Here is a 21,123-nt window from a genome sequence, read left to right as displayed (position 1 = left end):
TCTGCCCGACCCCGCAGGCGCAAGCACCACCACCAGTGAGGTAGATGGATGACTGCTATCGATGACGCGCCCTGGGCTGACATGCTGCGTACGGCCATGGTCCGCGAGCTCCGTAAAGACGCCATCACGTCCGAGACCGTCGCCGCGGCGTTCGCCGCTGTGCCCCGGCATCGGTTCGCGCCTGGTGCCGACCTGGAACTCGCCTACGCCATTCACGGCACCGTGCCGGTGAAGAAGGACGAGCACGGCCTGGACATCAGCGTGATGTCAGCCGCGCACCTGCAGGCCGTGATGCTGGAACAGGCCGGCGTCGAAGCCGGGATGAACGTCCTCGAGATCGGCTCCAACGGCTACAACGCCGCGCTCATCCAGGAGTTGGTGGGCGGGCGAGGGCAGGTCACCACCGTCGACATCGACGCCGACGTGATCAAGCAAGCCCGCACATGCCTGGACGATGCCGGGTACGGGCAGGTGAGGACCGTCATCGCCGATGCCGAGGGCGGAGTCCCCGACGGCGTCCCGTACGACCGGATCATCGTCACCGTGGCCGCGTGGGACATTCCCCCGGCGTGGATCAGCGGGCTGACCGAGAAGGGACGCCTCGTCGTCCCTCTGACCGTGTGCGGCACAACCCGCTCGATTGCCCTCGACCGTGACGGCGACGGGCTGGTCAGCTCCACCTACTGCCTGTCGCGGTTCGTGCCCATGCAGGGCGAAGGCGTCGCCCGGGAGCGCAGCGTGATGCTGCGGGACGGCGTCGCTGTGCAGAGCGATGACCCTCGCACGTCCTTGAACGCCGAGGCGCTGAATGACGCCCTGGACTTCCCCCGGCTCGTTCGTTGGTCGGGTGAGGCCTACGACCTGCCCGACGAGCTCGAGCTGTACCTCACGATCAACCTGCCGAACCGGGCCCGGCTGCACGCGTCGGAGGACGTTGTCGGCCATGAGGTTGTCGAGGCATCGGCGTTGCTGGGGGTGCCCGCGCTCGTCAGCAAGGACAGCATCGCGTATCGCACCCGCCGCGAGAACCAGAGCACCGGCGGCTTCGAGAGCGGCGTGATTGCCCACGGCCCGCAGGCCGAGGAGCTCGCCGAGCAGTACGTGGACCTGCTGCAGCGCTGGGCCCGGGACTACCGCCGCCGGGGCGCGGCGACGTTCCGATACCTGCCGGGTCCCGCCCCCACCCCTCTGCCCGGGGCCGCCGTGCTGCGCCGTCACGGCATCGTCACGGTGACCTGGGCCTAAAAAGCTCCGGGCCTCATCCGGAGACCCGGGACCTGCACCATCCGTCATCAACAGGAGGCTCACGCATGACTGTGCAACTGGACACCCCTGCCGTGTCCGCACCTCAGGCCGCTGCACCCCACGCCGACGAGGAATTCGACCTGGATCTGCACATCGTCGAAGGCGGCGTCGCCGCGGACCAACTCATCCGGTTGACGGGCGACAACTGCAACTCGACGTGCGCGACCGCGTGCGTCTCCTGCCCGTAGCAGCACACCGCATCTGACCGTGGTGCCCGGCCATCCCGTCCCCGCAGGTGGCTGGGCACCACTAGGCAAAGGAGGAGCGTTGTACCGGTACGTTGACGCGGCCCTGGTTCGGGCGGCCGCCACCGATTCCGACCAGCCGATGCTCTGGCCCGTGCTGAGTGGCCCGTCGGCGTCCGTTGAGGCGTGGCGGACCTGGCTGCAACAGGTATGGCAGGCGGACGACTTCGCGGCCGCGGTCACCGACGCCAGCGCAGACCTCGCCGACCGCGTGGAACAGATCCGTTCCGGCCGGCCCGTGTCCGAGGCCGACGCACGGCGCACCGTGCTGGCTGTGCTGCGCTACCTGTTACGGGCCCGCACGCGCGCCACCCCCTTCGGCCTGTTCGCCGGAGTTGCTGCCGCTCGGATCGGCCGCGCGCCCGCCCTACGGGTGGGTGCCGCTCACAAGGTCACCACCCGGCCCGACGCCACGTGGGCCCACACGCTTATCGGCCGGCTCGAGTTGGACGAACGGCTGCGCTCCCGCCTGATGGTGCAGGCTTCGACCCTCGCCACCGAACGCGACGACCGTGTGGTGCTCGAGCACCGCCGCCGGGGCGACAACGACGTCGGCCACGTGCAGATTCGTGCGAGCGGCCCCGTCCGCAAAGCGCTGGACATAGCGCGGACCCCGATCGGGTGGAACGACCTCGCCGGGCACCTGTATGCCCGCTACCCGAGCACGGCGACCGCCACGGTCGACAAGCTCCTGGAAGGCCTGGTCAGGAACTCCTTCCTGCTCACCAGCCTCCGCCCGTCGATGATCTGCCCCGATCCGTTTGCCGCCCTGAACCGGCATGCGCACCGCCTGGCGCCCGACGAGGTAGCCGCTGTGCGCGAACCCGCCAAGACACGCAGCGACCTGCGAGTGGACTGGGACCTGACCATCCCCGAGGCGGTGGCTCGTGAAGCAGCCGCCGCAGCCACCTGCCTGGCCCGCCTTGCACCGCGCGGCGAGTTGGCCGGATGGCGTGACTGGCACGGCCGGTTCCTCGAGCGCTACGGACCGTGTGCCATTGTCCGTGTCACGGACGCTATCGACACGCTTGGATACCCGGCCGGTTACCGCAGATCCCGCGCGCTGACCACGGTGCCGCTGCCCGAGCGAGACAGTCGACTCATCAAGCTCGCTCACGCCGCCGGCATGCATCGCCAACTTGAGGTGAACCTCGACGACGCCATGCTCGAGGACCTGGCCGCCGTCGACGCCGATTGTCCGGTGCAGCCGAGTACGGAGGTGACCGCCCGGCTTCACGCCGTGAGTCTGACCGCGCTCGAGCGCGGCGAGTTCACGCTGCATGTTGTCGGGGTGTCACGCGCCGCCGGGACGACGGCCGGCCGTTTCCTGAGCCTGCTCGACGACACGGATCAGCGCCGCATGATCGGCATGTACGCCACCGTGCCGGGCGTGCACCGGGGCGCGCTCGTCGCACAGATCAGTTCCTCCCCGCTGACCGCCCGTGCCGAGAACGTCGCCCGCGCACCCCAGACGACCGACCTGGTCATCTCGCTGGGCGACTATCAGTCCCCGGGCACGAACACCGTGCCCCTCAACGATCTTGCGGTGACCGCGGACGCCGAGCGGCTGCACCTGCTCTCGCTCTCCCGCCGCCGCCCGCTGCACACCGTGCTGATGAACGCCGTGGACCTGACCCAGCACACCCACCCGCTGGCCCGGTTCCTCGCCGAGGCGCCCGTCGCCCTCGCCACCCCCTGCACCGGCTTCATATGGGGCAGCGCCGCATCGAGCCTGCCGTTCCTGCCCGCGCTGCGCTACAAGCGCACCATCCTGTCCCCGGCCCGCTGGCTTTTGACCCACGCCGATCTGCCCGCACCGCTCACCCCCTGGTCGCAGTGGAACGCGGCCCTGACCCAGTGGTGCGAGGACATGCATCTGCCGCAGCGGGTGTACCTGAGCGACGCGGACCAGGCCCTGGCGCTGGACTTGTCCGAGCCCTCCCACCGGGCCCTGCTGCGCAGCCACGTGGACCGTCACGGCACCGTGAACCTGCGCTCCGCACCCCAGCGCGGCGACCTGGGGTGGGCGGGAGGCCGCGCGCACGAGATCGTCGTCCCGCTGGTTGCCGACCAGGACGTAGACCCGGTGCGGACTTTCGGTCCCGTCGCGGGCCGTGAACACGGCCGCCTGCCCGGCTACGACGACCGCATCTTCCTGAAGCTGCACGGGCATCGCGACCGGCAGGGTGCGATCCTCCTGTGGCATCTGCCGCCTCTCCTCGACGAACTGGGCGTGCTGCAGTCCTGGTTCATGCGCTACCAGGACCCCGACGACCAGATCCGTCTCCGCCTGACCTGCCGGCCCGGCACCCTGGGTCCCGTCCTCGAGAAGGTCGGCGCCTGGACGCGGCAGCTCCGCCACCACCGGCTGATCAGCCACGCCAGCGTGGCCACCGACTATCCTGAGATCGGCCGCTACAGCGGCCGGTTCGGCGGGCGGGCCGCCATGGAGGCGGCAGAGGCCTATTTCGCCGCCGACAGCACCGCCGCCCTGGCCCAACTCGCCGTGCAGGCCGACAAGGACGCGCCGGACGCCCGCGCAGTGACCGCCGCGAGCATGGTGGACATCGTCGCGGGCCTCCTGCGCAGCGACACCGCGGCAATGCACTGGCTGATCGAGCACACCCGCACTACCGAGACCGCGCCACCCCGCGACGTCTACCGCCAGGCTGTCGACCTCGTGAACACCGACGCCCCGGACCTGGACGCGGCTGTCACCTCCGCCTGGACGGCACGCCGCACGGCGCTGGACGTCTACCGCCGCGCCCTGCTGAGCGCGGGCACGCCGCGCCCGCAAGACGACGTGCTGCCGTCCCTGCTACATCTGCACCACGTCCGCATCCACGGACCTGGCCAGTCCGAGGAACGCGAGCACCTACACCTGGCCAGAGCCGCCGCACTGAGCTGGACGGCCCGAGCACGGAAGAGGACCCCGTGACCACGACCACCCTCACCGCCTCCGCCCTGTCGACCGCCGACCAGACGGCCCGCACTCTGGCCGACCCGCGCACCGCATGGCCCGGCGGGCGGCCCGACGGAGGCCGCGCCTGGCCCCAGTCGCTCGCCGGAGGAGAATCCGGGATCGCTCTCCTGCACATCGAGCGCGCCCGAACCGACCGCGGCGACTGGGCCACCGCGCACACATGGCTCGCCGCCGCAGTGAAGGGCGACATCAGCGCAGCGGCCAACGCGAACCTCTACTTCGGGGCCCCGGCCCTCGCGTTCGTCACGTACAGCGCAGCAAGCGCATCAAGCCGCTACCTGCGCCTGCTCGAACGCCTTGATACGGCCACGATCACCGTCACCCGCAACCGGCTGGCCGCGGCCTACGACCGCATGGCCCGAGGCGTGCGCCCACCCATGGAGGAGTTCGACCTCGTCCAAGGACTGACCGGGCTCGCCGCCTACCACCTCAGCCGCCACCCCCACCACAAGATCACCCGGGACGTGCTGACCTACCTGGTCCAGTTCACCGAACCCCGAACCGACACCGCAGGCCTGCCGCCGTGGTGGATGGACGTCGCCCCAACCGGCGCCCTCCACGCCGACTACCCGGGCGGACACGGCAACTTCGGCCTGGCCCACGGCATCGGCTCCACCCTGTCCGTGCTGTCGCAAGCCCTCCTGCACGGGCTGACGGTGCCCGGCATGACCGGCGCCGTGCTGAGAATCTGCGCCTGGATGGACGACTGGCGCCAAGGCGACGACACCGCCCCATGGTGGCCGGGCCAGATCACCGTGCAACAGACCGGCGACCGACAGATCCACCCGGCCCTGAGACCCCGCCCCTCGTGGTGCTACGGCGTCACCGGCACCGCCCGCACCCAACAGCTGGCGGGCCTCGCACTCAACGACGCAGCCCGCGTGACGGCGGCAGAGAACGCAATCCTGGCCACGCTGCGCAACCCCCAGCACCTGGACCAGCTCCCCGACATCGGCCTGTGCCACGGCATGGCCGGCCTGCTCAACAGCGCATGGCGGATGGCCCAAGAGACGGGCAACGCCGAGATCGGCGCAGCGCTCCCGCCCGTGGCCGACCGCCTGATCACCGCACTCAACACGGGAGGCCACGACCCGGAGCTCCTCGACGGCGCCGCCGGAGCAGCGCTCGCCCTGCACACCTTCGGCACGGGCCGAACCCCTGTGCCGCACTGGGACACCTTCCTCGCCATGGCATAACGGGAGACCTCGATGACTTCACCGACCACGTGGCGCCAGGCCAACCTCGCCTTCCCCGACTGGGATCGCGCCGAGGCCACCGCCCTGACCCACCTTGCCCCGCTCCTGCGCACCGCAGAGGCCTCCCAGGCAGTAACGGCCTGGTTCTTTATCCGCAAGCATCCCTGTTGGCGCTTGCGCTACCTCGCCGGTACGGCCGGGGAGGATCGTCTCGGGCAAGGCCTGGACGCGCTGATTGCCGACGGGCACATCACTGGGTGGACAGAGATCGTCTACGAGCCCGAAGCGCACGCCTTCGGCGGCGCCGAATCCATGGCGTCCGCACACCGCTTCTTCTGCCGCGACAGCCGCGCTCTGCTCGAGCAACTGCAAGGCGACAGAGGCCGATACCGGCGCGAGATGTCCCTCGCACTGTGCAGCCTTTTGCTCCGCGCGGCCGGACTGGACTGGTACGAGCAGGGCGACGTCTGGGCCCGCGTCGCCGCGCATCGAAAACTGCAGCCCACCGCCGACCAGCATGACCACGATCGACACGACCGCCTCCGGACGGCCGTGCATCGCCTGATCTCCGTGAACGCTGAGGAAATGATGCACGCCGGCGGACCGCTGGCGGACACCGCCGACTGGGCCCGCACCTACACCGACGCAGGCCACGAACTCCACCACCTCACCCAGGCCGGAAAGTTGCACCGAGGACTGCGGGACGTCCTAGCCCATCACGTGATCTTCGCGTGGAACCGGATCGGCCTGCCCTGCAGCATGCAGGCCCTCCTCGCCGACGCCGCCAAGACCGTCACCTTCGGCCCGGACCCCACCCTCAACAGGAGCGCGGACCGTGCCCACACTCCCTGACTTCACCGCCCGCTACTTCCCGCTCATCGCCCGCCCCCGCCCGGCCTGCATACCCCTGCCAGCGCGCGTCGCCCACCTCGTCGACCTCGCTGACCAGGCCGCCGCCACACAGAACCAGGTCCAGGCATCGCTCGCCTTCAATCAGGCCGCGCTCCTCGCCTCCGACCTCGGCCTGCCCGAGCTGGCCCGCGAGATGTGCCACCAGCACGCGGCCGCCTACCTGCACGCTTGCCCGCTCGACGGCACGAGCGCGAAACACGCACTCGAGCCCGTCGTCAACCTCGCTCGCCTCCAGATCCGCGCCGCCCGCGCAGACGACGGCCGCCGCCAACTCCTCGACCTGCTCGATGCAGTCAGCGCCGGCAAACCCGCCGAGGTGGAGGGGATCACCATCCCCTCCGACCTCACCACAGACGCAGGCCGAACCGACGTACGGGCCTGGCTGTGGGCGGTCGTCCTCGCCGACGGCGCCCGCACGCTCACCACCGCCGGACGCTGGCCGGACGCACTTGCCCACATGGAAGCGCACCGCGGCATCGGCAAGCGCATGCTCGACGGCCGGCAAGTCGCCGTCCTCGCCGCCCTGGCGGCCGGTACGGCCTCGGACGCTGCGACGCTCCTCGCCGACACAGATCGCGGCGAGGAGTGGGAGCAGGAGGTGACCGCCTGCCTGACTCTCTTGTGCCGCCAGGCCCAGGGCCTCAATGCCGATCCGCTGCTCGGTGAACTCGTGGACGCCTACGTCCAACGCCCGGTCACCGGAGGCCTGATCGTCTTCAACATCCGGCTGGGGCTGACCCTGCTGGACCTGGCCGACGCCGACTCGCAAACCGCTCACCGCCTCGTGGCCGCGCTGCACGACCGGACCATCGCAACGTGCGACGGCTACGCGGCACGGGAGTGCCTTACGGCCCCGGCGTTCACACTGCAGGCCAGCGCCGAGCAGGCGCTGGACTGTCACCAGGTCCTACGCGCGAGCGCCTTGGAAGGACGGGTCATGCAGGGGAGCCTCCTCACCGCCCTGACCGTTTCGCTGCTGTGTGCGGACCGCGTCATCCGCGACAGCCACGCTGGACGGTAGAGCGGAGGCGTAACAGATCGGCGCCGTTGACGTTCAGGATCGACCGAGGGTTGCTGCCCGGACCTCCCCGTAAAACGTGCCCAGTTGTCGTTCTCGCCACAGCAGGTGCGCCAGGTGAACGTTCAGCGCGTCCTGCCTGCACCGCCGGAGCTGATCAGCCTGGCCGCCTGCCCGCCACGGACAGCTACCCGGGAACTGCGAGCCGTCCTCGCCGACCATCTGCTGTTCGCCTTCAACCGGCTCGGTTCTGCGGCCCATCAGAACGCCCTGGCGACCTCGGCCAGCCGCGTGATCTTCCACCGGGAGCCCATACCCGACCAGGCCCCGCGTAGCAGCCGAACCGACTCCGCCCGCCCCAATACAGTCAGGACAGTGACCATGCACTCCACCGACGCCGCGGCCCGCGATGCGCAGGAACTGCGCGAGGTCCTCATCGCCAAGATCGACAGCCTCGGCAGCTTCCGCACCGACCGGGTCAAGGACGCCTTCCGCACCGTGCCGCGCCACGTCTTCCTGCCCGATGCGGACCTGGAGACGGCGTACGAGCCCAAGCCGGTGGTGACCAAGCGCGCCGAGGACGGCACCGCCGTCTCCTCCGCGTCGAGTCCCAACATCGTGGCCAAGATGCTTGAGCAGCTCGATGTCCACCCCGGCCACCGCGTCCTGGAGATCGGCGCGGCCACCGGCATCAACGCGGCCCTGCTCGCCGAACTGGCCGGGCCGAGCGGTTCGGTGGTCACCATCGAACTCGACGAGGACCTCGCCCAGCGCGCCCGCACCGGCCTGGCCGCCGCCGGATACGACCAGGTCGCGGTGGTCTGCGGCGACGGCGCCCTCGGCGACCCGAACGGCAAGGTATTCGACAGGATCATCGTCACCGCGGGCGCCTGGGACATCTCCACCACCTGGTGGACCCAGCTCGCCATCGGCGGACGCATCGTCGTCCCCCTGCGCCTCCACGGCAGCGGCCTGACCCGCTCGCTCGCCTTCGACCACAGCGACGAGGCGCTGATGGCCAGTACCAACGCCGTCGTGTGCGGATTCGTGCCGATGCGCGGCGCCGCCGAGATGGGGGAACGCCACATCCGCCTCGCCGACGACGCCATCCTCAAGCTCGACGCCGACGACCTCCCCGACGAGACGGCCCTCGCCCAGGCCCTCACTCACCCCGCTCACCAGCAGTGGACCGGCATCAAGGTCCGTCACGACGAACCCGCCGCCCACCTCGACCTCTGGCTCGCCACCATGAACAGCGGCCTTAGCTTCGGCCGGCTGTCCATCGGCTCCGCCGCCCGCACTCACGGCCTGGCCGACCCCGCCCTGCGGTGGGCCGGGGCCAGCTTGTACGACCGCGGCACCCTCGCCTACGTGACCGCCCGCCCGGCCGGCGAGGACGCCAACGAGCTCGGCCTGATCACGCACGGCCCGGACAGCAGCAAACTCATCGGCCAGGTCAACGATCTCCTTCGACGCTGGAGCCAGAAGAGGCCCGAGCAGCCCGTCGTTACGGCCTACCCCGCCGCCACGCCCGACGCCCAGCTCGCCGCTGGTGTCCGTGTCACACGGCCCGAGACCCGCCTGACCATCGACTGGTGACACCCCGAAGGTCGTAGGCGCCACTCCGCATCTCAGGAGGCGTGTCTCGCGGAAGGAGTGAAGGCGCGGCGGCCGACGACCAGGGCCTGCCAGCGTTCCCGCACGGCCGGTTCTCCGTCGAGCCAGCTCGGAACTGGAGCACAGGAGTTGTGGACCGGGCGGGCGTCCATGAAGCGTGTGAGGTCCGCGTAGTAGGCGTGGTGGCCGCCGGTGCTGAGCTCGTCGAGGCGGGAGAGGCCGGCGTCGACCTGGCACAGGCGCAGTACCGCAAGTCGTCGTACAGCCGGGGCGGCGGCAACGAGTGTGCCGTGCGAGTCGTCTTGCGCCCTGCGCCGTCTCTCGGCGTAGCGGCACGTACCGCGCTGCAATAGCGCCGGAGCCGCCCAGGGGTGACCTCAGCCGAATTTGCGCGTTAGGTCTGTGTGACCATGACGACCCGGCCCGCTCAGGTCGCCGGCCGCGAGGAATTGGTTCCGCCTTCGCCGGGTGAGCCGATCTTTGCGGCGTTGGCTGCCTGCTGGAGTGAGCAGGGGCGTGTCGTGCCCGGGCAGGTGGACCGGGAGTGGGCCAGGCTGGCAGACAGCTGCCCGTGGCCCACCCGATAAGCCAGCGTGGTGCGGTGCTCTCCACCCTCATCCCCGCACCCGCTGTACCGGCCGGCAGCCTCGTGGACCTGCCCGGTTACCGAGGCTGCTGGACCGGCCGGTCAAGGTTGGGCCCCTCCCGGTCCGGCAGCCCCACCTCCGTCCCTTGACGAGTGCGGGAAGGGTGCCTGGTGGCGGCCGGGCGTGGCGTTCACGGTGTGGGTCGCGGGCCGTCATCCGGGTCAACGGGGCCGCCGGACGTGCTGGCCGGGGGGAGGCCTCTAGGCGCAATGCAGTTGCTTTAGCACCCGCCCAGTACACAAGGCTCCTTCTGCGCCTCGGCTTCGCCGCCGTAGGCGCTCGCCGCCATCACCCGCAGCTGCCAGGCCCCGGAATACACTGCCCTGCCCCACCCCGACTGGAGGTCATCTCTGTGTTCCCCGCACGAATACTCGCCGTTGCCCCGCTGGCTCTGGTGATTCTGGCCCTGTCCGGCTGCTCTACCTGGGGCTGCACCGACACGACGGCGGAGCGCGGTAAGGCTGATGTCAGGGTGCAGGTCGTGGACACGGATGGGCAGCCTCTCGGCGTCACCGCCGCGGTCGTTGACTGGCGCCTTGAGCCCCACCCGCAGGTGCCTTCCGAAGGTGACCGGGTCCACTTCCACTTCCGCTTCGACGGCGCCGGATCTTCCGACCCCGTAGTGGACGCTTGCGCGGTCGACAAGGAGCGTGTGGCGTTGGGGTGTCACAAGGTTCACTCATCCCAGGCGTTCGGGCCGGCCGACGATCCCCTCACGGGCGACGACTGGCTCGCCGTCGAGCACCCTGCGCAGGTTGCCGGAGTGTTGTTGATCCCCAATGACCAGTCCTACGACGGACGCACCTGTGGAGTGGACCCCAAGGACGGTGGCGGGATGCATCCTCCGGAAGCACCCAGCAGGGGGGACCAGCTGTAGGGAGGTCAAGGCGGTTGAGCGCGAGGCACGGGTCTGCCGGCGCCCCGGTGTTTGCGCTGCTTGGTGGTCTGGTTATGCGCCCATCGCCCCGGTGCGACCTTGCTGCGGCCGCTCCGGGTTCTCAGGATCGGCCACCGAATCGGCTTCTTGATCGCTCGGGGCCAGTCCCGGCTGGACCGGAGCGGCAGCAGACGGGACCGCGCTTCCTGGATGGCCTCCTTCCAGGCGGTGGTCAACGTGCGGCAGGAGGTGCAGTGTTGGGACGGTACGCTGCGCCGGGCGATCCGGACGCAGCGGAGGTAAGAGATCCGGTCGGCATCCAGGACCGGGCCACTCGCCGCGGTGTCGTGCGCGAACCGGCGGACGGCCTGGTGGACCGCGATCAGAGCCCACAGCTCCTGCCGCACGGCTTCAGGGGTGCGCGATCGGAGCGGTCCGCCGGGGCCGAGGTGGTTCTTGATCTCGTCGAAGGCCAGCTCGATCTCCCAGCGCTGCCGGTAGAGGGCGATCAGCTCGTCCGCCGGGTACTGCTCGGTGTCCACCAGGGATGTGCCCAGGTGCACGGCCTTGTTGTTCTTGGTGAAGGTGATGACGCGGTAGGTCGTCTCCTTCGGCAGGACCCGGCCTTCGCGGGCTGCCCGGAGGCGGACGTCCTTGCCGGGGCGCATCAAGGACAGCCGGGAGCCGTCAGGCAACTCCGCCTGGGTGGTGCCGAGGTGGTTGGACTGGAGTCTTGCCAGCAGATGGGCGCCGGGACGTGGTGAAGACGTGGACGAATTCGACCGACCAGAACCCGCGGTCGGCGATGACGAGGTCCCCGGTGCCTGTCGAGCTGGCCAGCGGGTAGGCCAGGCGCCGTTCGCCGTCCCGGTAGCCGCCCAGGCCGGCGTCGAGAATGGCGTGGGTGCCGATCTCCGCGAGCACGGCGGCTCGCACCTGCGGAAAACCAAACGGCGTCCCGCCTGTGGAGGGGCCGTCGAAGGTGTCGCCGTTGCCCACCGAGTCCGGCACGTCGAACTGTGTGCCGTCCAGTGCCAGGAGGTGCAGACCACGCCACCACGCGCCCGGCGTCTCCGGGACCGCCAGCGGGCCGGCCACCTGCCGGAATACCGTTTCCAGCACCTCTTCACCGAGCCGGACTCGCGGCCGGCACAGCGACGAGCGGTTGACCCGGGCCAGGGCCCGACTGCCAGGTATGCCACTGGTCAGCATGCGTATCACCTCCTCGTACGACTCCCGGGCGAACAGGCACAGCCCGAGCACGAAGTACACGACCAGCCGGGCCGGAAGCGGTCGGCGCCGCAGCTCACCCCGCCCGTGCTTGGCGACGGCCGCGTCCACGAGCTCCGGCGTGAGCACCTTGGTCAAGATCCCTATGCGTGACCGGCAGCCCGGCCCCCACCCCCTTCCACGAGCAGGTCAACGCACCAGCCAGCTCAAAAGCAACTGCATTGCCTCTAGGCGGTGTTCGTGGCGAACAAGCGTTGGGCTGCTGTGGTGGCTCCGGTCAGGCTGAGGGGGATGTCGAGGCTCTTGCACAGGCGGTGGGCGCGGACGACGACGCTGAGCGTGGCGGGCGTCGGATCCCCGGCGGGGACCTGGACGGTGACGCGGCGGGGCCGGTGGGTGTGGACGAGGGCCTCGATCTCTACGTTGGTTGCGGCCCGGGTGTGGACGTCGACGTTGTGGTGCAGGTTCACGCGCAGGGTGTCACCGTCGACGCTGTGAATGATCAGCATGAGGGCATCCGCTCGCGTGTCTTCAGGCTGTGCTCCGTCCCGGCGGGCCGGCGCGGGGCTGGGCTGTCCGGCCTTTAAGGATGACAGTATGGGCGGCGTTATCGCAGTTCACGGCCGCTCTCGGCAGGTCGCGTGGCACTCCCGGGCCACGCCGGGGCCGGTGATCCGGGCTCTGAGTGGGCGGTTGTTCGCTCGCGTGTGCGGCGATGGCTGTCCGCGCGGTGCGGGCGTGGCCCCCACCGCGCCCGCACCGCTCCCCCGAGGAGCGGCGAGGCGCTCGTCAGCGCCGCGCTCCAGGCTGCCCATTGATGGCATCGAGGTTGGGGCCCCGTCGCTTTGGCAGCCCCGCCAGTTCATCATCTCGGTTCGCTCGCGGGAACACCGCCCCCAGCACGAAGCCCTGGCCGAGCACCCGAGGGGCGCGGCCAGCGCTGTTTCTCACGCGGCCCGGGAAGGGAAATCGGGACCGCTGTCGCGCACCATCTCAACGCCTGGCCTGGCTACGGGGACACGCCCCGCGTCACCGCACAGCGCCGTTGTCTGTCTGCTGGGAGGATGCTTGTCATGGAGCCGCTGCCGACGCCCTGCCCCGCCGACCGGATCCCGGACGCGACCGGACAGGACGCGTGCAAGGCGGCCAAGGAGCAGCGCGTCGTGTTCATCGCCCTCGAGCAACAGGGCCCGCTGTGGACGGTCAAGGCCGACGCACTCACCGCGCCCCAGCACACCATCACCACCACCGTGTACCAGGCGGTGCGAGAGGCCGTCGGCCTCCTCATCCGCTCCCGGGAGATCCGCCCCGACTCCTCCGCGGGCCCCGTCGACTTCGCTCTGAACGACGTGGACGGCGAGGGACGGGCCCGTGAACTGGCCGCCGCCCTGCACGCTGCCCTCTACGGCGACCTTGAGCCCCTGGCCCGTGCCGTGCCCCGAACGTCCTGACGACGCACCCGCGCTGGGCAGCGAGAGGTCCATCTCAGCGCCGCCTCCCGGCCCGCAGTCACCTCTCTCGCCAACAGGCGCCCGCATGCGAGGCGAACGGGCGGCGGTCGAACCAGGCCGATTCCCTCACGGGCGGCCGCCAGGTGCGCGATGATCGTCCTTCGAACCGTGAGAGGGATGGTCATGGACAAGGGCAAGCGGATCACCGGTGCGCAGCGCGACCAGGTCACCGCCGAAGTGAAGGCCGCATACGAAGGCGGCGCCTCGATCCGGAGCATCGCCGAAAGCACCGGACGCTCGTACGGCTTCGTCCACCGCATCCTCGCCGAGGCAGGCGCCACGCTGCGCGGGCGCGGTGGTGCCACCCGCAGCAAGCCCCGTTCGTGAACGGCGGGGCGCCGAGTGGGCGAGGTCGCAGGCAATTCCCGATGCGTGGCTGATATCGCCTGACGCCACCACTTTGTGGTGCGTATATCGTGCGCGCCGGGCCGCGACCCTCGACGCCGGCCACCAGCTCGCCGGGCTCGGTCTTGGCCAGGACCTGGCCGGCGAGGGCGACTCCCTGTGACGTCAGAGCTCAAGCGCGGTGAGATCTGGAACCTGCCCGCGCCCGACGGCCGCGACGTCCTGGTCGTCTCCCTCACGGGCCTCGACGAGGCGTACGGCGCCGTCCTGGCGATCGTGCTGCACCCGTCGGGCCGCTACCCCGATACCGCGATGTCGGTCGTCATCGACGACCCGGTCCCGTCCACCGCCGTCGCCGTCAACCTCCAGTAACTGCGCTCGACGCGCTTCACCGAGACCACCCTCCAGGGCGCCGTCGCCCCCGCCGTGATCACCCGCGTGGACGCCATGCTGCGCGCCGTCCTCGACCTCTAACTCCTGGGACGGGGCCGTCCGGGTCCGGAGACACATCGTGGTCGACACTCTCGGACTGCCCGTGATGATCACGGTGACGCCCGGCGATGCCTGGGACGAGATCATGGCTAGGGACATGCTCTGGCGGCTGAGGCTCACGCACCCCCAAATCACCCAGATCTGGGCGGACTCCGCCTATTCCCGTGACCTGCTGCCCGCCTGACCCAGGACCATCTGTGGTTGACCCTGCGGCCCGTCCTTCGGCCCAAGGGCAGCAAGGGATTCGTCGTGCTTCCCCGCCGCTGGAAGGACGAACGGTCGATCGGCTGGATCATGAATGCCCGCCGCAACTGCCGGGACTACGAGCGCTTGCCTCAACACGCCGAAGCCCACCTGAACTGGGCATTCAACACCCTCATGACCCGGCGCCTGGCCCGCAAAGGACCCCGCACCGACAGCCGGGCGAGGAAGCCACTCACCGGTTGAGCAGCCCAGCCACGGACTCCCGCAGATCCCCGACAGCGCGATACAGCACCGTGGTCATCCCAAGCTCACTTGCCGCGTCGATGTTCTCCTTCCGGTCGTCGACGAAAAGGCATCGGTCGACGCGGGCGCCAGCCTGCTCTGCCGCTATCTCATAGATGCGACGGTCCGGCTTGGCGACACCGACGAGCGAACTGTTGATCACGATGTTTGCGAGGTCAGACAGCCCGAGTACCGCAAGGTCTTCGTCGAGCCACACCGTCGCGTTCGTGACAAGGACGACTGGGCAATGCTCCCGAACCTGACGCAGAAGGTCGACGACAGCTTCATCTGCCCAAAAGCTGGCTTCGGTGAACGCCTTGGCCAGCGCGTGAGCGTCACTTGACGAAACATGGGATCCGAGGCCATACACGATCGACTGGGCCCACTGATCTCTGGTGATCTGCCCGAGCAATAGCGGCAGGTCGTTCTCCGGCGCGTATCCGATAGCCGCCGTGATGCCCTCCGGCAGACCCGCTGCCTCCTCTAGGCGTGTCACCTCGGCGGTGTCATAAAAGCGGATCACCCCGTCGAGGTCACACAAGACGGCATCAAAGGAGAGGTCACGGGCGCCTATCGCGGTCTTCACGCTGCATGAGTACCACTGGCGTGATCACAACCGACAAGCAGGTCCGTTCGCTTGACCTTCAAAAACACACCTACTCAGCCTGCGTGCTTGATGCGTCCGGTCTCGGCCTTCGCCAGGCAGACGTTGCACAGTGGGCTGGCCGGGCGGCCGTACGCGGCCGGCCCGTATTTCTGGGTCGTGTTCTCGCACCGCGGGCCCGCGCAGGGACCGGTGAAGGTAGCCGGGCACGTGGGTGGCTCGTACGTGACCTCTTCGAGCGCCGGGGCAGTCATAGGGTGTCCTGTTCGACTAGTTGAACGAAGAAATGATACGGCGCCCGGGCTGAGACGGGGCGGTGCGGCGCGGTCGCAGCCGGCCGCCGACCTCCAGGCGCGGCGCCTAGCTAGGGCGCGTATCGAAAGCGCTGACTGCGAGTACAAGAGTGGCTGCTAGCGTTCGACCACGTGAATGACAGCGTGTACGTGGGCAACGCGGGCAAAGATGCAGCACTGGACCGAGGGTGGCTTCTCGGACACTTCAAGGACGTTGGCGACCCGCGCCACAGCGAGGCCCTAGAGATCAAATGGGGCGTCCACCCCCGTGCCGATGAGCGTTCGCAGTGGGTGAGGGGCGAGGAACGTACGGCTCTCCTGGTTCTCATCAGCGGCCGTTTCCGCGTCGAACTGCCCGGCCGCAGCGTCCTTTTGGAGGAGCAGGGTGATTACGTCGTGTGGGGGCGTGGAGTCGATCACTCATGGTTCGCGGAGGAAGAGTCGGTGGTACTGACTGTTCGGTGGCCGTCCGTGCCTGGCTATGCAGCGGCTGAGAAGGGTCAGGCGGAACTGCGGTCCTGACACGATTGAGCGATGGTCACAGCCACTCGTTGATGGCCGCGACGAGGACGGTCGCCTCGTAGCTACACGGCCTAGTCCAAAACCCCCAGTTCGGTATCCGGCCTGCAGTGCGGGCAGGCGGGAACGGACTCGGTCAGGGCCCGCAGCGCCTGCCCCTGCTCGACACCCCGGGATCGCTTCCCGGCCATGTGGCACCCGCCCACGTGTCGTGTTGACCGAACATACTCCCGTCTTTTCGCAGGTCAGTGACCATTTCTGCTGGCTTCACGCGACGCCTGGCGAGGGACGTCCCTGGTGAGTCAGTCCAGGGTTTGGGTGAGTTCGCTGCGGGTCGAGGTGTGTGCGATCCGGCCGCGTGCTCCGTTGACGATGGGCAGGTACGGCGGGACGTGACCGCACTCGACATCGGCGATGATCGGCACGTCCAGCACCCCGAGTGCGTCCAGCACGGCCTGATGCTGTGTGAGGGAGCTGCCGCCGGGCGCGGAGGTTCGACCGACGATGACCGCGTTGGCCCTGTCGAAGAAGCCCGCCAGCCGCATCCCGTGCAGGTTCCGGCAGATCGTGAAGGCGTTGTCTTCTGCTGCTTCGACATATATGAGCAGTCCTTCCGGCGCGTGCGCGCGAGCGAATGCCGTGGTGTCCCCGTAGGGCGTCCCTGCAAGATTGCACAGCGTCTCGATGCAGCCTCCGATGAGGCGGCCTTCGACCTCTACGTCGCCGTCGCCGTCGCCGTCCAGCCTGGTCCACCTGCCGGGGGTGTCGAGGGTGAACTCCCGTACCTCCGGCTGGGTCCGGAAGTCGTCCCGGCCCGCAGCTCGGTGGCGTTCGGGCGGAGTCTGGGTGAACCGGTGCCCCAATGGCGCGGCGGTGATGTCGAGCCACGAGGAGAGCCCTTCGGGCACTCGGTAGGGAGTCTCCATAAGGCAGTTGCCGTGCACGGTCGCCGTGCCGGTGAGGAGAGTGAGCGGCGTGAGGATGGTCGACAGGTCCGAGTAGCCAACGAGCCACGTCGGTTCGGCCTCACGCAAGCGGTCCCAGTCGAGCAGAGGCAGCAGATCGATTGCTGTCTCTCCGCCCCACGGCGGGACCACGGCCCTGACGTCGGGATCCGTCAGCATCGCCATCAACTCACGCGCGCGGTCAGCGGCAGGAGCGCTCACATGACCAGAACCGTCCATACATTGGCCGACGACGACCTCGTACCCTCGCGCCTCCACATCATGAATCGCCACATCGAGGCGCTCGCGCATCTCCTTCGCGACTCCGCTCGAGGGAGAAGTGGTGCCTACACGGTCGCCGGGGCGCAGAGGGCGCGGGTATCGAACTGACATACGCCGGATTCTGGCACGACGATACTCCGACGTCAGGTGGCTCCCAATCTCGTTGCCGATCATGAACCTGTGTCGCGTCCACCTGGTTCAAGGATGGAGCAACGCGGCTCCCGTTCTCGTTGCCCCGGTGGCTCCCGCTCGCTCTGTCGAAAACAACGCCAGCGTCCTTCGCCTTCGACTCAAGAAAACAACGAGGAGGGGGCTGCGTAGTTCGGAGAAGTACGTACACCGCCGCGCGCCCGCCCAGGCCCGTCTCGATGAGCCAGTCCGGTTCCGGTGGATGCGCCGCAGCTCCCCGCGCCTGCTCCGCCTCCCGCCGCTCCTCCTCCTCGATCCACCGTCGGGTGCGCCAGAGGTCACCGACCTGTACGCGCTCCAGGAAGCGGAGCAGGGTGAGACGGGAAAGCGACGTATCGTTCACATGTTCGATAATACGTCTCTGGTCTGCGCCGTTCGCCACGCAGGAAGGAGGCACGGCCGTCATGAACACCACCGTCGCCGTCCTGCGGATCCTCGCCATCGACGCGGCCACACTCCCGCCGGCCCCCAACGGCCCGCTCGGGGACGCACCGCACATCCAGTGCCTGCGCCCCCCACCCGGTCGCCTGCGCAGCCTGTGATGCCTTGGCCCGTGCCACGCGGGTCATCGAAACCGACCGCGGGCGCCGCTGGCTCGACCTGTGCCGCACGTGCATGATCACTAGCACCAAGCAGCCGCCCGCCCCGCAAGTGCCGCTCACCGAGACGACAGTCGCCGTCCTCGAAGCCGCCCACCGCGCCGGCGCCCCCATCACGCTCCTGTTCACGGCCGACCGTGACACCGCCCGTACGATGATCACGTGACGGCCTGCCGTGTTCTTGGTTCCGGCCCTCGGGCCGCGCGCACCATCCGTGCCTGGCAGGCCGACCTGATCGACGCCCTGCCAGGCATCCGTTTCCCGGACATTGCCGAGGAAAGCCGCTGTAGACCGGCGCCCGCACGATCGAGTCCGGAGGTGGCTTGGCTGCCTCCGGACTGTGTCCGGGAACGACCAGCTCAGTATCTGTCGGCGGCGATGAGCGGGCCGTAGTAGCGGCCTGGGATGGGCCGGTGCGGGTCCCCGAGGAAGCCGTACCGGCGGTTGTGGTCGTTGTATTTGCGTGCGTCGTTGACCAGCTTGCGAAGGTTGCGGGCGGGGGAGGATTCCCCGCACCGTGCGGTGTCGATGCACAGGGCGAGTACGCCGGACACGACGGGGGCGGCGAAGCTGGTGCCGTCCCCGAGCGCGTGGTGGGCGGGGAGGGGGAAGTTGCTCTCATTGCAGACGCCGGGCGCGGCAACAGTGTGCTTGCGATCGGACGCCGACCGGACGAAGTTGCTGAACACCGCGGCCTTGTCATCGGCGTCTCCGAAGACGCCGAGGTCGCGGCCGTAGCAGATGGGTGCCACCTTCGCGCCGGGCCTGCCGTCGAAATCGGCCATCGCGGTGGTGGTGATCACCTCGTTGTAAGCCGCAGGAATGACGCTGGCCACGTCGACAGCTTGATTGCCGGCGGCGGCCACCGGTGTGACGCCGACTGCCACGGTGTTGCAGATCGCGAGGTGGAAGGGGTCCTGGTTCACCATGCCGCAGTGGCCGTCGTCCCCCTCCGGCGGCGTGAGGGGACTGCTGGCAAGGCTCATGTTGAACAGGGCGATGTCGTTGTCGGGGTCAGCGTCCGTGCGGGTGGAGGCCACCCAGTCGATCCCACACAGCAGAGCCGCGTGAGCATTCGCGATGGGCGGCCGGCGCGTGGGGGCAGATGAGTGTCCTGGCCGTCATCGCCCTGGTGGTCGTCGGCTTCGCAGGCGCAGGCAGCGGCAGCGCGGATGGTTCCGGAAAGAAGGTGCCTCGGCCTCGGTCGACGGCTGTGTATCCGGTGAAGTTTCCGGGCTGGGACAGGCCGCGGCCCCGGCCGACGCCGACCGTCTTGTATCCGATTCCGTGGGACCGCAGCGGCTGAGCGCGGCACCCCACCACGTTGTTCCGCGAGGGCCCGCCCAACTGCGCAGATAACACTGGGTAGTCGATCGACCGCAGAGGGTGACGGGGTCTGTTTCGCTGGTGTGGCCCGCTCTTTCCCTGTCACCCAAGGAGTGATCATGAGCGCTACTGGCGACCGTGCCCAGCAGATGCGTGCCCGGGCTGCGGACCTGGAACAGGCCGCGGAGCGTGCCATGGACCCGGCCGAGCGTCAGCGCTTGAAGGACAAGGCCCGCGAGCTCAAGGAGCAGAGCGAGCGCACGAGCGGTACGGGCAAGCCGGACATGGACCCGATGTAAGTTCCGGCAGTTCCGGGCATAGACACCGGCCGAGGGCCGGCCTGCGTGGCTTTCTGCCACGTGAGAGGCCCCCGGCCGGTCACTGGCTGTCCGCGCTCATAAACAATGCCTCCGCCGCCAACAACACCCGGCACCGGCACAGGACCACCGCACAACCGAGCCGACCCGGCCAGCCACTCAGCCGCCTTGGTGCGCGCGTGCGGCTCGCACCGACTCCTCCAGCGCGGCCATCAAGTCCGCCGCTGGCGCGGGCTCGGGCGGCGCGGCCAGCTCGCCGCCGGACACAGAACAGCTTCACGGGCAGCACGACCAGCCCGAACTGGATCACGCCGGACCACAGGGCAGCCCTCATGCTTCCAGCGTCTATGGCACTGTTTCTCGGATCGGGTGTGTCAATTTAACGGCTGATCTTGGTTGTTGAGGTGTCAGTTGTTACTCGGGGTCAGGCGGCCCTCGAAGGCGATCTGGAACGCGTTGAGGGGTGCTTTCCAGCGCATGGTCCACCGCTTGCGGCCCTTGCCCGTCGGGTCCAGGCTCATCAGGGCCATGTAGACACCTCAGGGCGCTATACCGTCAAGCAGCGACCGCGAGTGGGCCGGCGAAGGCAGTATTTTCTGCGAACAGCGTGCGGTGCTGGAGGCAGTGGTGGAGCTGGCCGAGCATGCGGTTGAAGAGGTTCCTCTGTGCGGCGGCGTGCCAGTCGCCGTGATCGTCTCGTCGTCGCCTGTAGTGGGCTTTGGCTCCGGGTGAGGCGGTGATCGCGGAGAACGCCCAGAGGTATCCGGCGTGGTTGAGACGGTCGTTCTTCACCCACCGTCTGGTGATGGACGACTTCTTGCCGGAGGCCCTGGTGACGGGCGAGGAGCCAGCGTAGGCCTTCAGCCCTCGGGCGTCGGCAAACCGAGCTCGGTCGTCTCCGATCTCGGCCAGCACTCGGGCGCCGAGCTGGATGCCGAGCCCCGGGAAACTAGTGATGATCTCTGCGTCGGGGTGCTGAGGGAAAGCTTCCGCCACTGCCTCGGCAAGGTCGTCGGCAGCCTTGGAAGCGGCTTCGAGCTGCACGAGGAGGCCAAGCATCTGCTTGCCGAGCGCGTCCTCGACCAAAGTCGGCTGGTGGGCCCAATCGCCGCGGAAGACCACGCGGAGCCGCTCGGCCTCGGCCTCGATGCCTCGCTTGCGGCCGGCCCGCTTGAGCGCGGCTTGC

The 21,123-nt window shown here is 69.1% G+C and carries 28 protein-coding genes; 17 read left to right on the top strand and 11 right to left on the bottom strand.

Features of this window, described 5'->3' with window-relative positions; genetic code table 11:
* Positions 1 to 48: 48 nt before the first annotated feature.
* The 7 genes from fxlM (ACZ67T_RS43545) (at position 49) to fxlM (ACZ67T_RS43515) (ending at position 9,258) form a co-directional block, all read left to right on the top strand.
* On the top strand, positions 49 to 1,245 hold the full coding sequence (fxlM, locus tag ACZ67T_RS43545) for a methyltransferase, FxLD system (RefSeq protein ID WP_469992279.1): 1,197 nt from the start codon (positions 49 to 51) through the stop codon (positions 1,243 to 1,245).
* Positions 1,246 to 1,310: 65 nt separating this feature from the next.
* Positions 1,311 to 1,493: an FxLD family lanthipeptide gene (locus tag ACZ67T_RS43540; RefSeq protein ID WP_469992278.1), complete on the top strand. Its 183-nt coding sequence runs from the start codon at positions 1,311 to 1,313 to the stop codon at positions 1,491 to 1,493.
* 79 nt (positions 1,494 to 1,572) lie between these two features.
* Complete coding sequence (locus tag ACZ67T_RS43535) at positions 1,573 to 4,488, top strand: lantibiotic dehydratase (RefSeq protein WP_469992276.1); 2,916 nt, start codon at positions 1,573 to 1,575, stop codon at positions 4,486 to 4,488.
* Positions 4,485 to 5,729, top strand: coding sequence for a lanthionine synthetase C family protein (locus ACZ67T_RS43530; RefSeq protein ID WP_469992275.1), 1,245 nt, complete (start codon positions 4,485 to 4,487; stop codon positions 5,727 to 5,729). Before ACZ67T_RS43535 ends, ACZ67T_RS43530 begins: the two co-directional genes overlap by 4 nt.
* Positions 5,730 to 5,741: 12 nt before the next feature.
* Positions 5,742 to 6,581, top strand: coding sequence for a thiopeptide-type bacteriocin biosynthesis protein (locus tag ACZ67T_RS43525; protein WP_469992273.1), 840 nt, complete (start codon positions 5,742 to 5,744; stop codon positions 6,579 to 6,581).
* On the top strand, positions 6,565 to 7,662 hold the full coding sequence (locus ACZ67T_RS43520; protein ID WP_469992271.1) for a hypothetical protein: 1,098 nt from the start codon (positions 6,565 to 6,567) through the stop codon (positions 7,660 to 7,662). Before ACZ67T_RS43525 ends, ACZ67T_RS43520 begins: the two co-directional genes overlap by 17 nt.
* A 114-nt stretch (positions 7,663 to 7,776) precedes the next feature.
* The gene (fxlM, locus tag ACZ67T_RS43515) at positions 7,777 to 9,258 is read left to right on the top strand and encodes a methyltransferase, FxLD system (protein ID WP_469992269.1); all 1,482 of its coding nucleotides are present in this window, start codon (positions 7,777 to 7,779) and stop codon (positions 9,256 to 9,258) included.
* Between the two features lie 32 nt (positions 9,259 to 9,290).
* Here fxlM (ACZ67T_RS43515) and ACZ67T_RS43510 read toward each other — a convergent pair whose 3' ends face one another.
* Positions 9,291 to 9,626, bottom strand: coding sequence for a hypothetical protein (locus tag ACZ67T_RS43510; protein ID WP_469992267.1), 336 nt, complete (start codon positions 9,624 to 9,626; stop codon positions 9,291 to 9,293).
* A 649-nt stretch (positions 9,627 to 10,275) separates the two neighbouring features.
* On the opposite strand from ACZ67T_RS43510, the gene ACZ67T_RS43505 reads away from it, so the two are divergent.
* On the top strand, positions 10,276 to 10,800 hold the full coding sequence (locus tag ACZ67T_RS43505) for a hypothetical protein (RefSeq protein WP_469992265.1): 525 nt from the start codon (positions 10,276 to 10,278) through the stop codon (positions 10,798 to 10,800).
* A 5-nt stretch (positions 10,801 to 10,805) separates the two neighbouring features.
* On the opposite strand, the gene ACZ67T_RS43500 is transcribed toward ACZ67T_RS43505, so the two are convergent.
* The 3 genes from ACZ67T_RS43500 to ACZ67T_RS43490 all read right to left on the bottom strand — a co-directional run bounded on the left by ACZ67T_RS43500 (position 10,806) and on the right by ACZ67T_RS43490 (position 12,539).
* Positions 10,806 to 11,495, bottom strand: coding sequence for a transposase (locus ACZ67T_RS43500; protein ID WP_469992264.1), 690 nt, complete (start codon positions 11,493 to 11,495; stop codon positions 10,806 to 10,808).
* Complete coding sequence (locus ACZ67T_RS43495) at positions 11,488 to 12,168, bottom strand: transposase domain-containing protein (RefSeq protein ID WP_469992262.1); 681 nt, start codon at positions 12,166 to 12,168, stop codon at positions 11,488 to 11,490. Before ACZ67T_RS43495 ends, ACZ67T_RS43500 begins: the two co-directional genes overlap by 8 nt.
* An 89-nt stretch (positions 12,169 to 12,257) precedes the next feature.
* A complete protein-coding gene (locus ACZ67T_RS43490) occupies positions 12,258 to 12,539 on the bottom strand; it encodes a hypothetical protein (RefSeq protein ID WP_469992260.1) in 282 nt (93 codons plus the stop codon).
* Positions 12,540 to 13,103: 564 nt separating this feature from the next.
* On the opposite strand from ACZ67T_RS43490, the gene ACZ67T_RS43485 reads away from it, so the two are divergent.
* From ACZ67T_RS43485 to ACZ67T_RS43465, 5 genes are all read left to right on the top strand, one after another.
* Positions 13,104 to 13,481 carry a hypothetical protein gene (locus tag ACZ67T_RS43485; RefSeq protein WP_469992259.1) on the top strand — a complete coding sequence of 126 codons (378 nt, stop codon included), beginning with the start codon at positions 13,104 to 13,106 and terminating at the stop codon, positions 13,479 to 13,481.
* Positions 13,482 to 13,658: 177 nt separating this feature from the next.
* Positions 13,659 to 13,868, top strand: coding sequence for a helix-turn-helix domain-containing protein (locus ACZ67T_RS43480; RefSeq protein ID WP_469992257.1), 210 nt, complete (start codon positions 13,659 to 13,661; stop codon positions 13,866 to 13,868).
* Between the two features lie 177 nt (positions 13,869 to 14,045).
* Positions 14,046 to 14,258: a hypothetical protein gene (locus ACZ67T_RS43475; protein ID WP_469992255.1), complete on the top strand. Its 213-nt coding sequence runs from the start codon at positions 14,046 to 14,048 to the stop codon at positions 14,256 to 14,258.
* Positions 14,259 to 14,397: 139 nt separating this feature from the next.
* The gene (locus ACZ67T_RS43470) at positions 14,398 to 14,562 is read left to right on the top strand and encodes a hypothetical protein (protein ID WP_469992253.1); all 165 of its coding nucleotides are present in this window, start codon (positions 14,398 to 14,400) and stop codon (positions 14,560 to 14,562) included.
* A 17-nt stretch (positions 14,563 to 14,579) separates the two neighbouring features.
* Positions 14,580 to 14,825, top strand: coding sequence for a hypothetical protein (locus tag ACZ67T_RS43465; RefSeq protein WP_469992251.1), 246 nt, complete (start codon positions 14,580 to 14,582; stop codon positions 14,823 to 14,825).
* Here the strand turns inward: ACZ67T_RS43465 and ACZ67T_RS43460 are convergent.
* Positions 14,815 to 15,450 (bottom strand): HAD family hydrolase, encoded by a 636-nt coding sequence (locus ACZ67T_RS43460; RefSeq protein WP_469992249.1) that lies wholly within the window; start codon positions 15,448 to 15,450, stop codon positions 14,815 to 14,817. The genes ACZ67T_RS43465 and ACZ67T_RS43460 overlap by 11 nt on opposite strands.
* 74 nt (positions 15,451 to 15,524) lie before the next feature.
* Positions 15,525 to 15,722: a hypothetical protein gene (locus tag ACZ67T_RS43455; protein ID WP_469992247.1), complete on the bottom strand. Its 198-nt coding sequence runs from the start codon at positions 15,720 to 15,722 to the stop codon at positions 15,525 to 15,527.
* 171 nt (positions 15,723 to 15,893) lie between these two features.
* Here ACZ67T_RS43455 and ACZ67T_RS43450 point away from each other — a divergent pair, with 171 nt between their 5' ends.
* Positions 15,894 to 16,283: a cupin domain-containing protein gene (locus ACZ67T_RS43450; protein ID WP_469992246.1), complete on the top strand. Its 390-nt coding sequence runs from the start codon at positions 15,894 to 15,896 to the stop codon at positions 16,281 to 16,283.
* A gap of 71 nt (positions 16,284 to 16,354) precedes the next feature.
* On the opposite strand, the gene ACZ67T_RS43445 is transcribed toward ACZ67T_RS43450, so the two are convergent.
* Both ACZ67T_RS43445 and ACZ67T_RS43440 read right to left on the bottom strand, forming a co-directional pair.
* Complete coding sequence (locus ACZ67T_RS43445) at positions 16,355 to 16,486, bottom strand: DUF6233 domain-containing protein (protein WP_469992244.1); 132 nt, start codon at positions 16,484 to 16,486, stop codon at positions 16,355 to 16,357.
* Between the two features lie 96 nt (positions 16,487 to 16,582).
* Positions 16,583 to 17,536: a S66 family peptidase gene (locus ACZ67T_RS43440; RefSeq protein ID WP_469992242.1), complete on the bottom strand. Its 954-nt coding sequence runs from the start codon at positions 17,534 to 17,536 to the stop codon at positions 16,583 to 16,585.
* Between the two features lie 563 nt (positions 17,537 to 18,099).
* Between ACZ67T_RS43440 and ACZ67T_RS43435 the strand changes: the two genes are divergently transcribed.
* Positions 18,100 to 18,237 (top strand): hypothetical protein, encoded by a 138-nt coding sequence (locus ACZ67T_RS43435; protein ID WP_469992240.1) that lies wholly within the window; start codon positions 18,100 to 18,102, stop codon positions 18,235 to 18,237.
* 4 nt (positions 18,238 to 18,241) lie between these two features.
* Positions 18,242 to 18,460: a hypothetical protein gene (locus ACZ67T_RS43430; RefSeq protein WP_469992238.1), complete on the top strand. Its 219-nt coding sequence runs from the start codon at positions 18,242 to 18,244 to the stop codon at positions 18,458 to 18,460.
* 193 nt (positions 18,461 to 18,653) lie between these two features.
* Here the strand turns inward: ACZ67T_RS43430 and ACZ67T_RS43425 are convergent, their stop codons facing one another.
* Positions 18,654 to 19,334, bottom strand: a complete 681-nt coding sequence (locus tag ACZ67T_RS43425; RefSeq protein ID WP_469992237.1) for a S8 family serine peptidase — start codon at positions 19,332 to 19,334, stop codon at positions 18,654 to 18,656.
* A gap of 405 nt (positions 19,335 to 19,739) precedes the next feature.
* On the opposite strand from ACZ67T_RS43425, the gene ACZ67T_RS43420 reads away from it, so the two are divergent.
* On the top strand, positions 19,740 to 19,919 hold the full coding sequence (locus ACZ67T_RS43420; RefSeq protein WP_469992235.1) for a DUF6381 family protein: 180 nt from the start codon (positions 19,740 to 19,742) through the stop codon (positions 19,917 to 19,919).
* Positions 19,920 to 20,344: 425 nt separating this feature from the next.
* Here the strand turns inward: ACZ67T_RS43420 and ACZ67T_RS43415 are convergent, their stop codons facing one another.
* The gene (locus ACZ67T_RS43415; RefSeq protein WP_398940408.1) at positions 20,345 to 20,467 is read right to left on the bottom strand and encodes a hypothetical protein; all 123 of its coding nucleotides are present in this window, start codon (positions 20,465 to 20,467) and stop codon (positions 20,345 to 20,347) included.
* 25 nt (positions 20,468 to 20,492) lie between these two features.
* On the bottom strand, positions 20,493 to 21,123 hold a 631-nt coding region (locus ACZ67T_RS43410), incomplete at its 5' end, for a transposase (protein WP_469992233.1).

Source organism: Streptomyces sp. NPDC107517 (assembly GCF_055582645.1).
The sequence above is the reverse complement of the archived record's forward strand: the minus strand, read 5'-3'. Positions and strand labels throughout refer to the sequence as shown.

What these genes read in the sequence shown, in the direction of transcription:
- ACZ67T_RS43440 (WP_469992242.1), bottom strand. Translation starts at nt 17,536, where the DNA reads ATGCGCGAGCGCCTCGATGTGGCGATTCATGATGTGGAGGCGCGAGGG.
- ACZ67T_RS43480 (WP_469992257.1), top strand. Translation starts at nt 13,659, where the DNA reads ATGGTCATGGACAAGGGCAAGCGGATCACCGGTGCGCAGCGCGACCAG.
- ACZ67T_RS43415 (WP_398940408.1), bottom strand. Translation starts at nt 20,467, where the DNA reads ATGGCCCTGATGAGCCTGGACCCGACGGGCAAGGGCCGCAAGCGGTGG.
- ACZ67T_RS43420 (WP_469992235.1), top strand. Translation starts at nt 19,740, where the DNA reads ATGAGCGCTACTGGCGACCGTGCCCAGCAGATGCGTGCCCGGGCTGCG.
- ACZ67T_RS43435 (WP_469992240.1), top strand. Translation starts at nt 18,100, where the DNA reads ATGAACACCACCGTCGCCGTCCTGCGGATCCTCGCCATCGACGCGGCC.
- ACZ67T_RS43455 (WP_469992247.1), bottom strand. Translation starts at nt 15,722, where the DNA reads ATGACTGCCCCGGCGCTCGAAGAGGTCACGTACGAGCCACCCACGTGC.
- ACZ67T_RS43540 (WP_469992278.1), top strand. Translation starts at nt 1,311, where the DNA reads ATGACTGTGCAACTGGACACCCCTGCCGTGTCCGCACCTCAGGCCGCT.
- ACZ67T_RS43490 (WP_469992260.1), bottom strand. Translation starts at nt 12,539, where the DNA reads ATGCTGATCATTCACAGCGTCGACGGTGACACCCTGCGCGTGAACCTG.
- fxlM (WP_469992279.1), top strand. Translation starts at nt 49, where the DNA reads ATGACTGCTATCGATGACGCGCCCTGGGCTGACATGCTGCGTACGGCC.
- ACZ67T_RS43525 (WP_469992273.1), top strand. Translation starts at nt 5,742, where the DNA reads ATGACTTCACCGACCACGTGGCGCCAGGCCAACCTCGCCTTCCCCGAC.
- ACZ67T_RS43485 (WP_469992259.1), top strand. Translation starts at nt 13,104, where the DNA reads ATGGAGCCGCTGCCGACGCCCTGCCCCGCCGACCGGATCCCGGACGCG.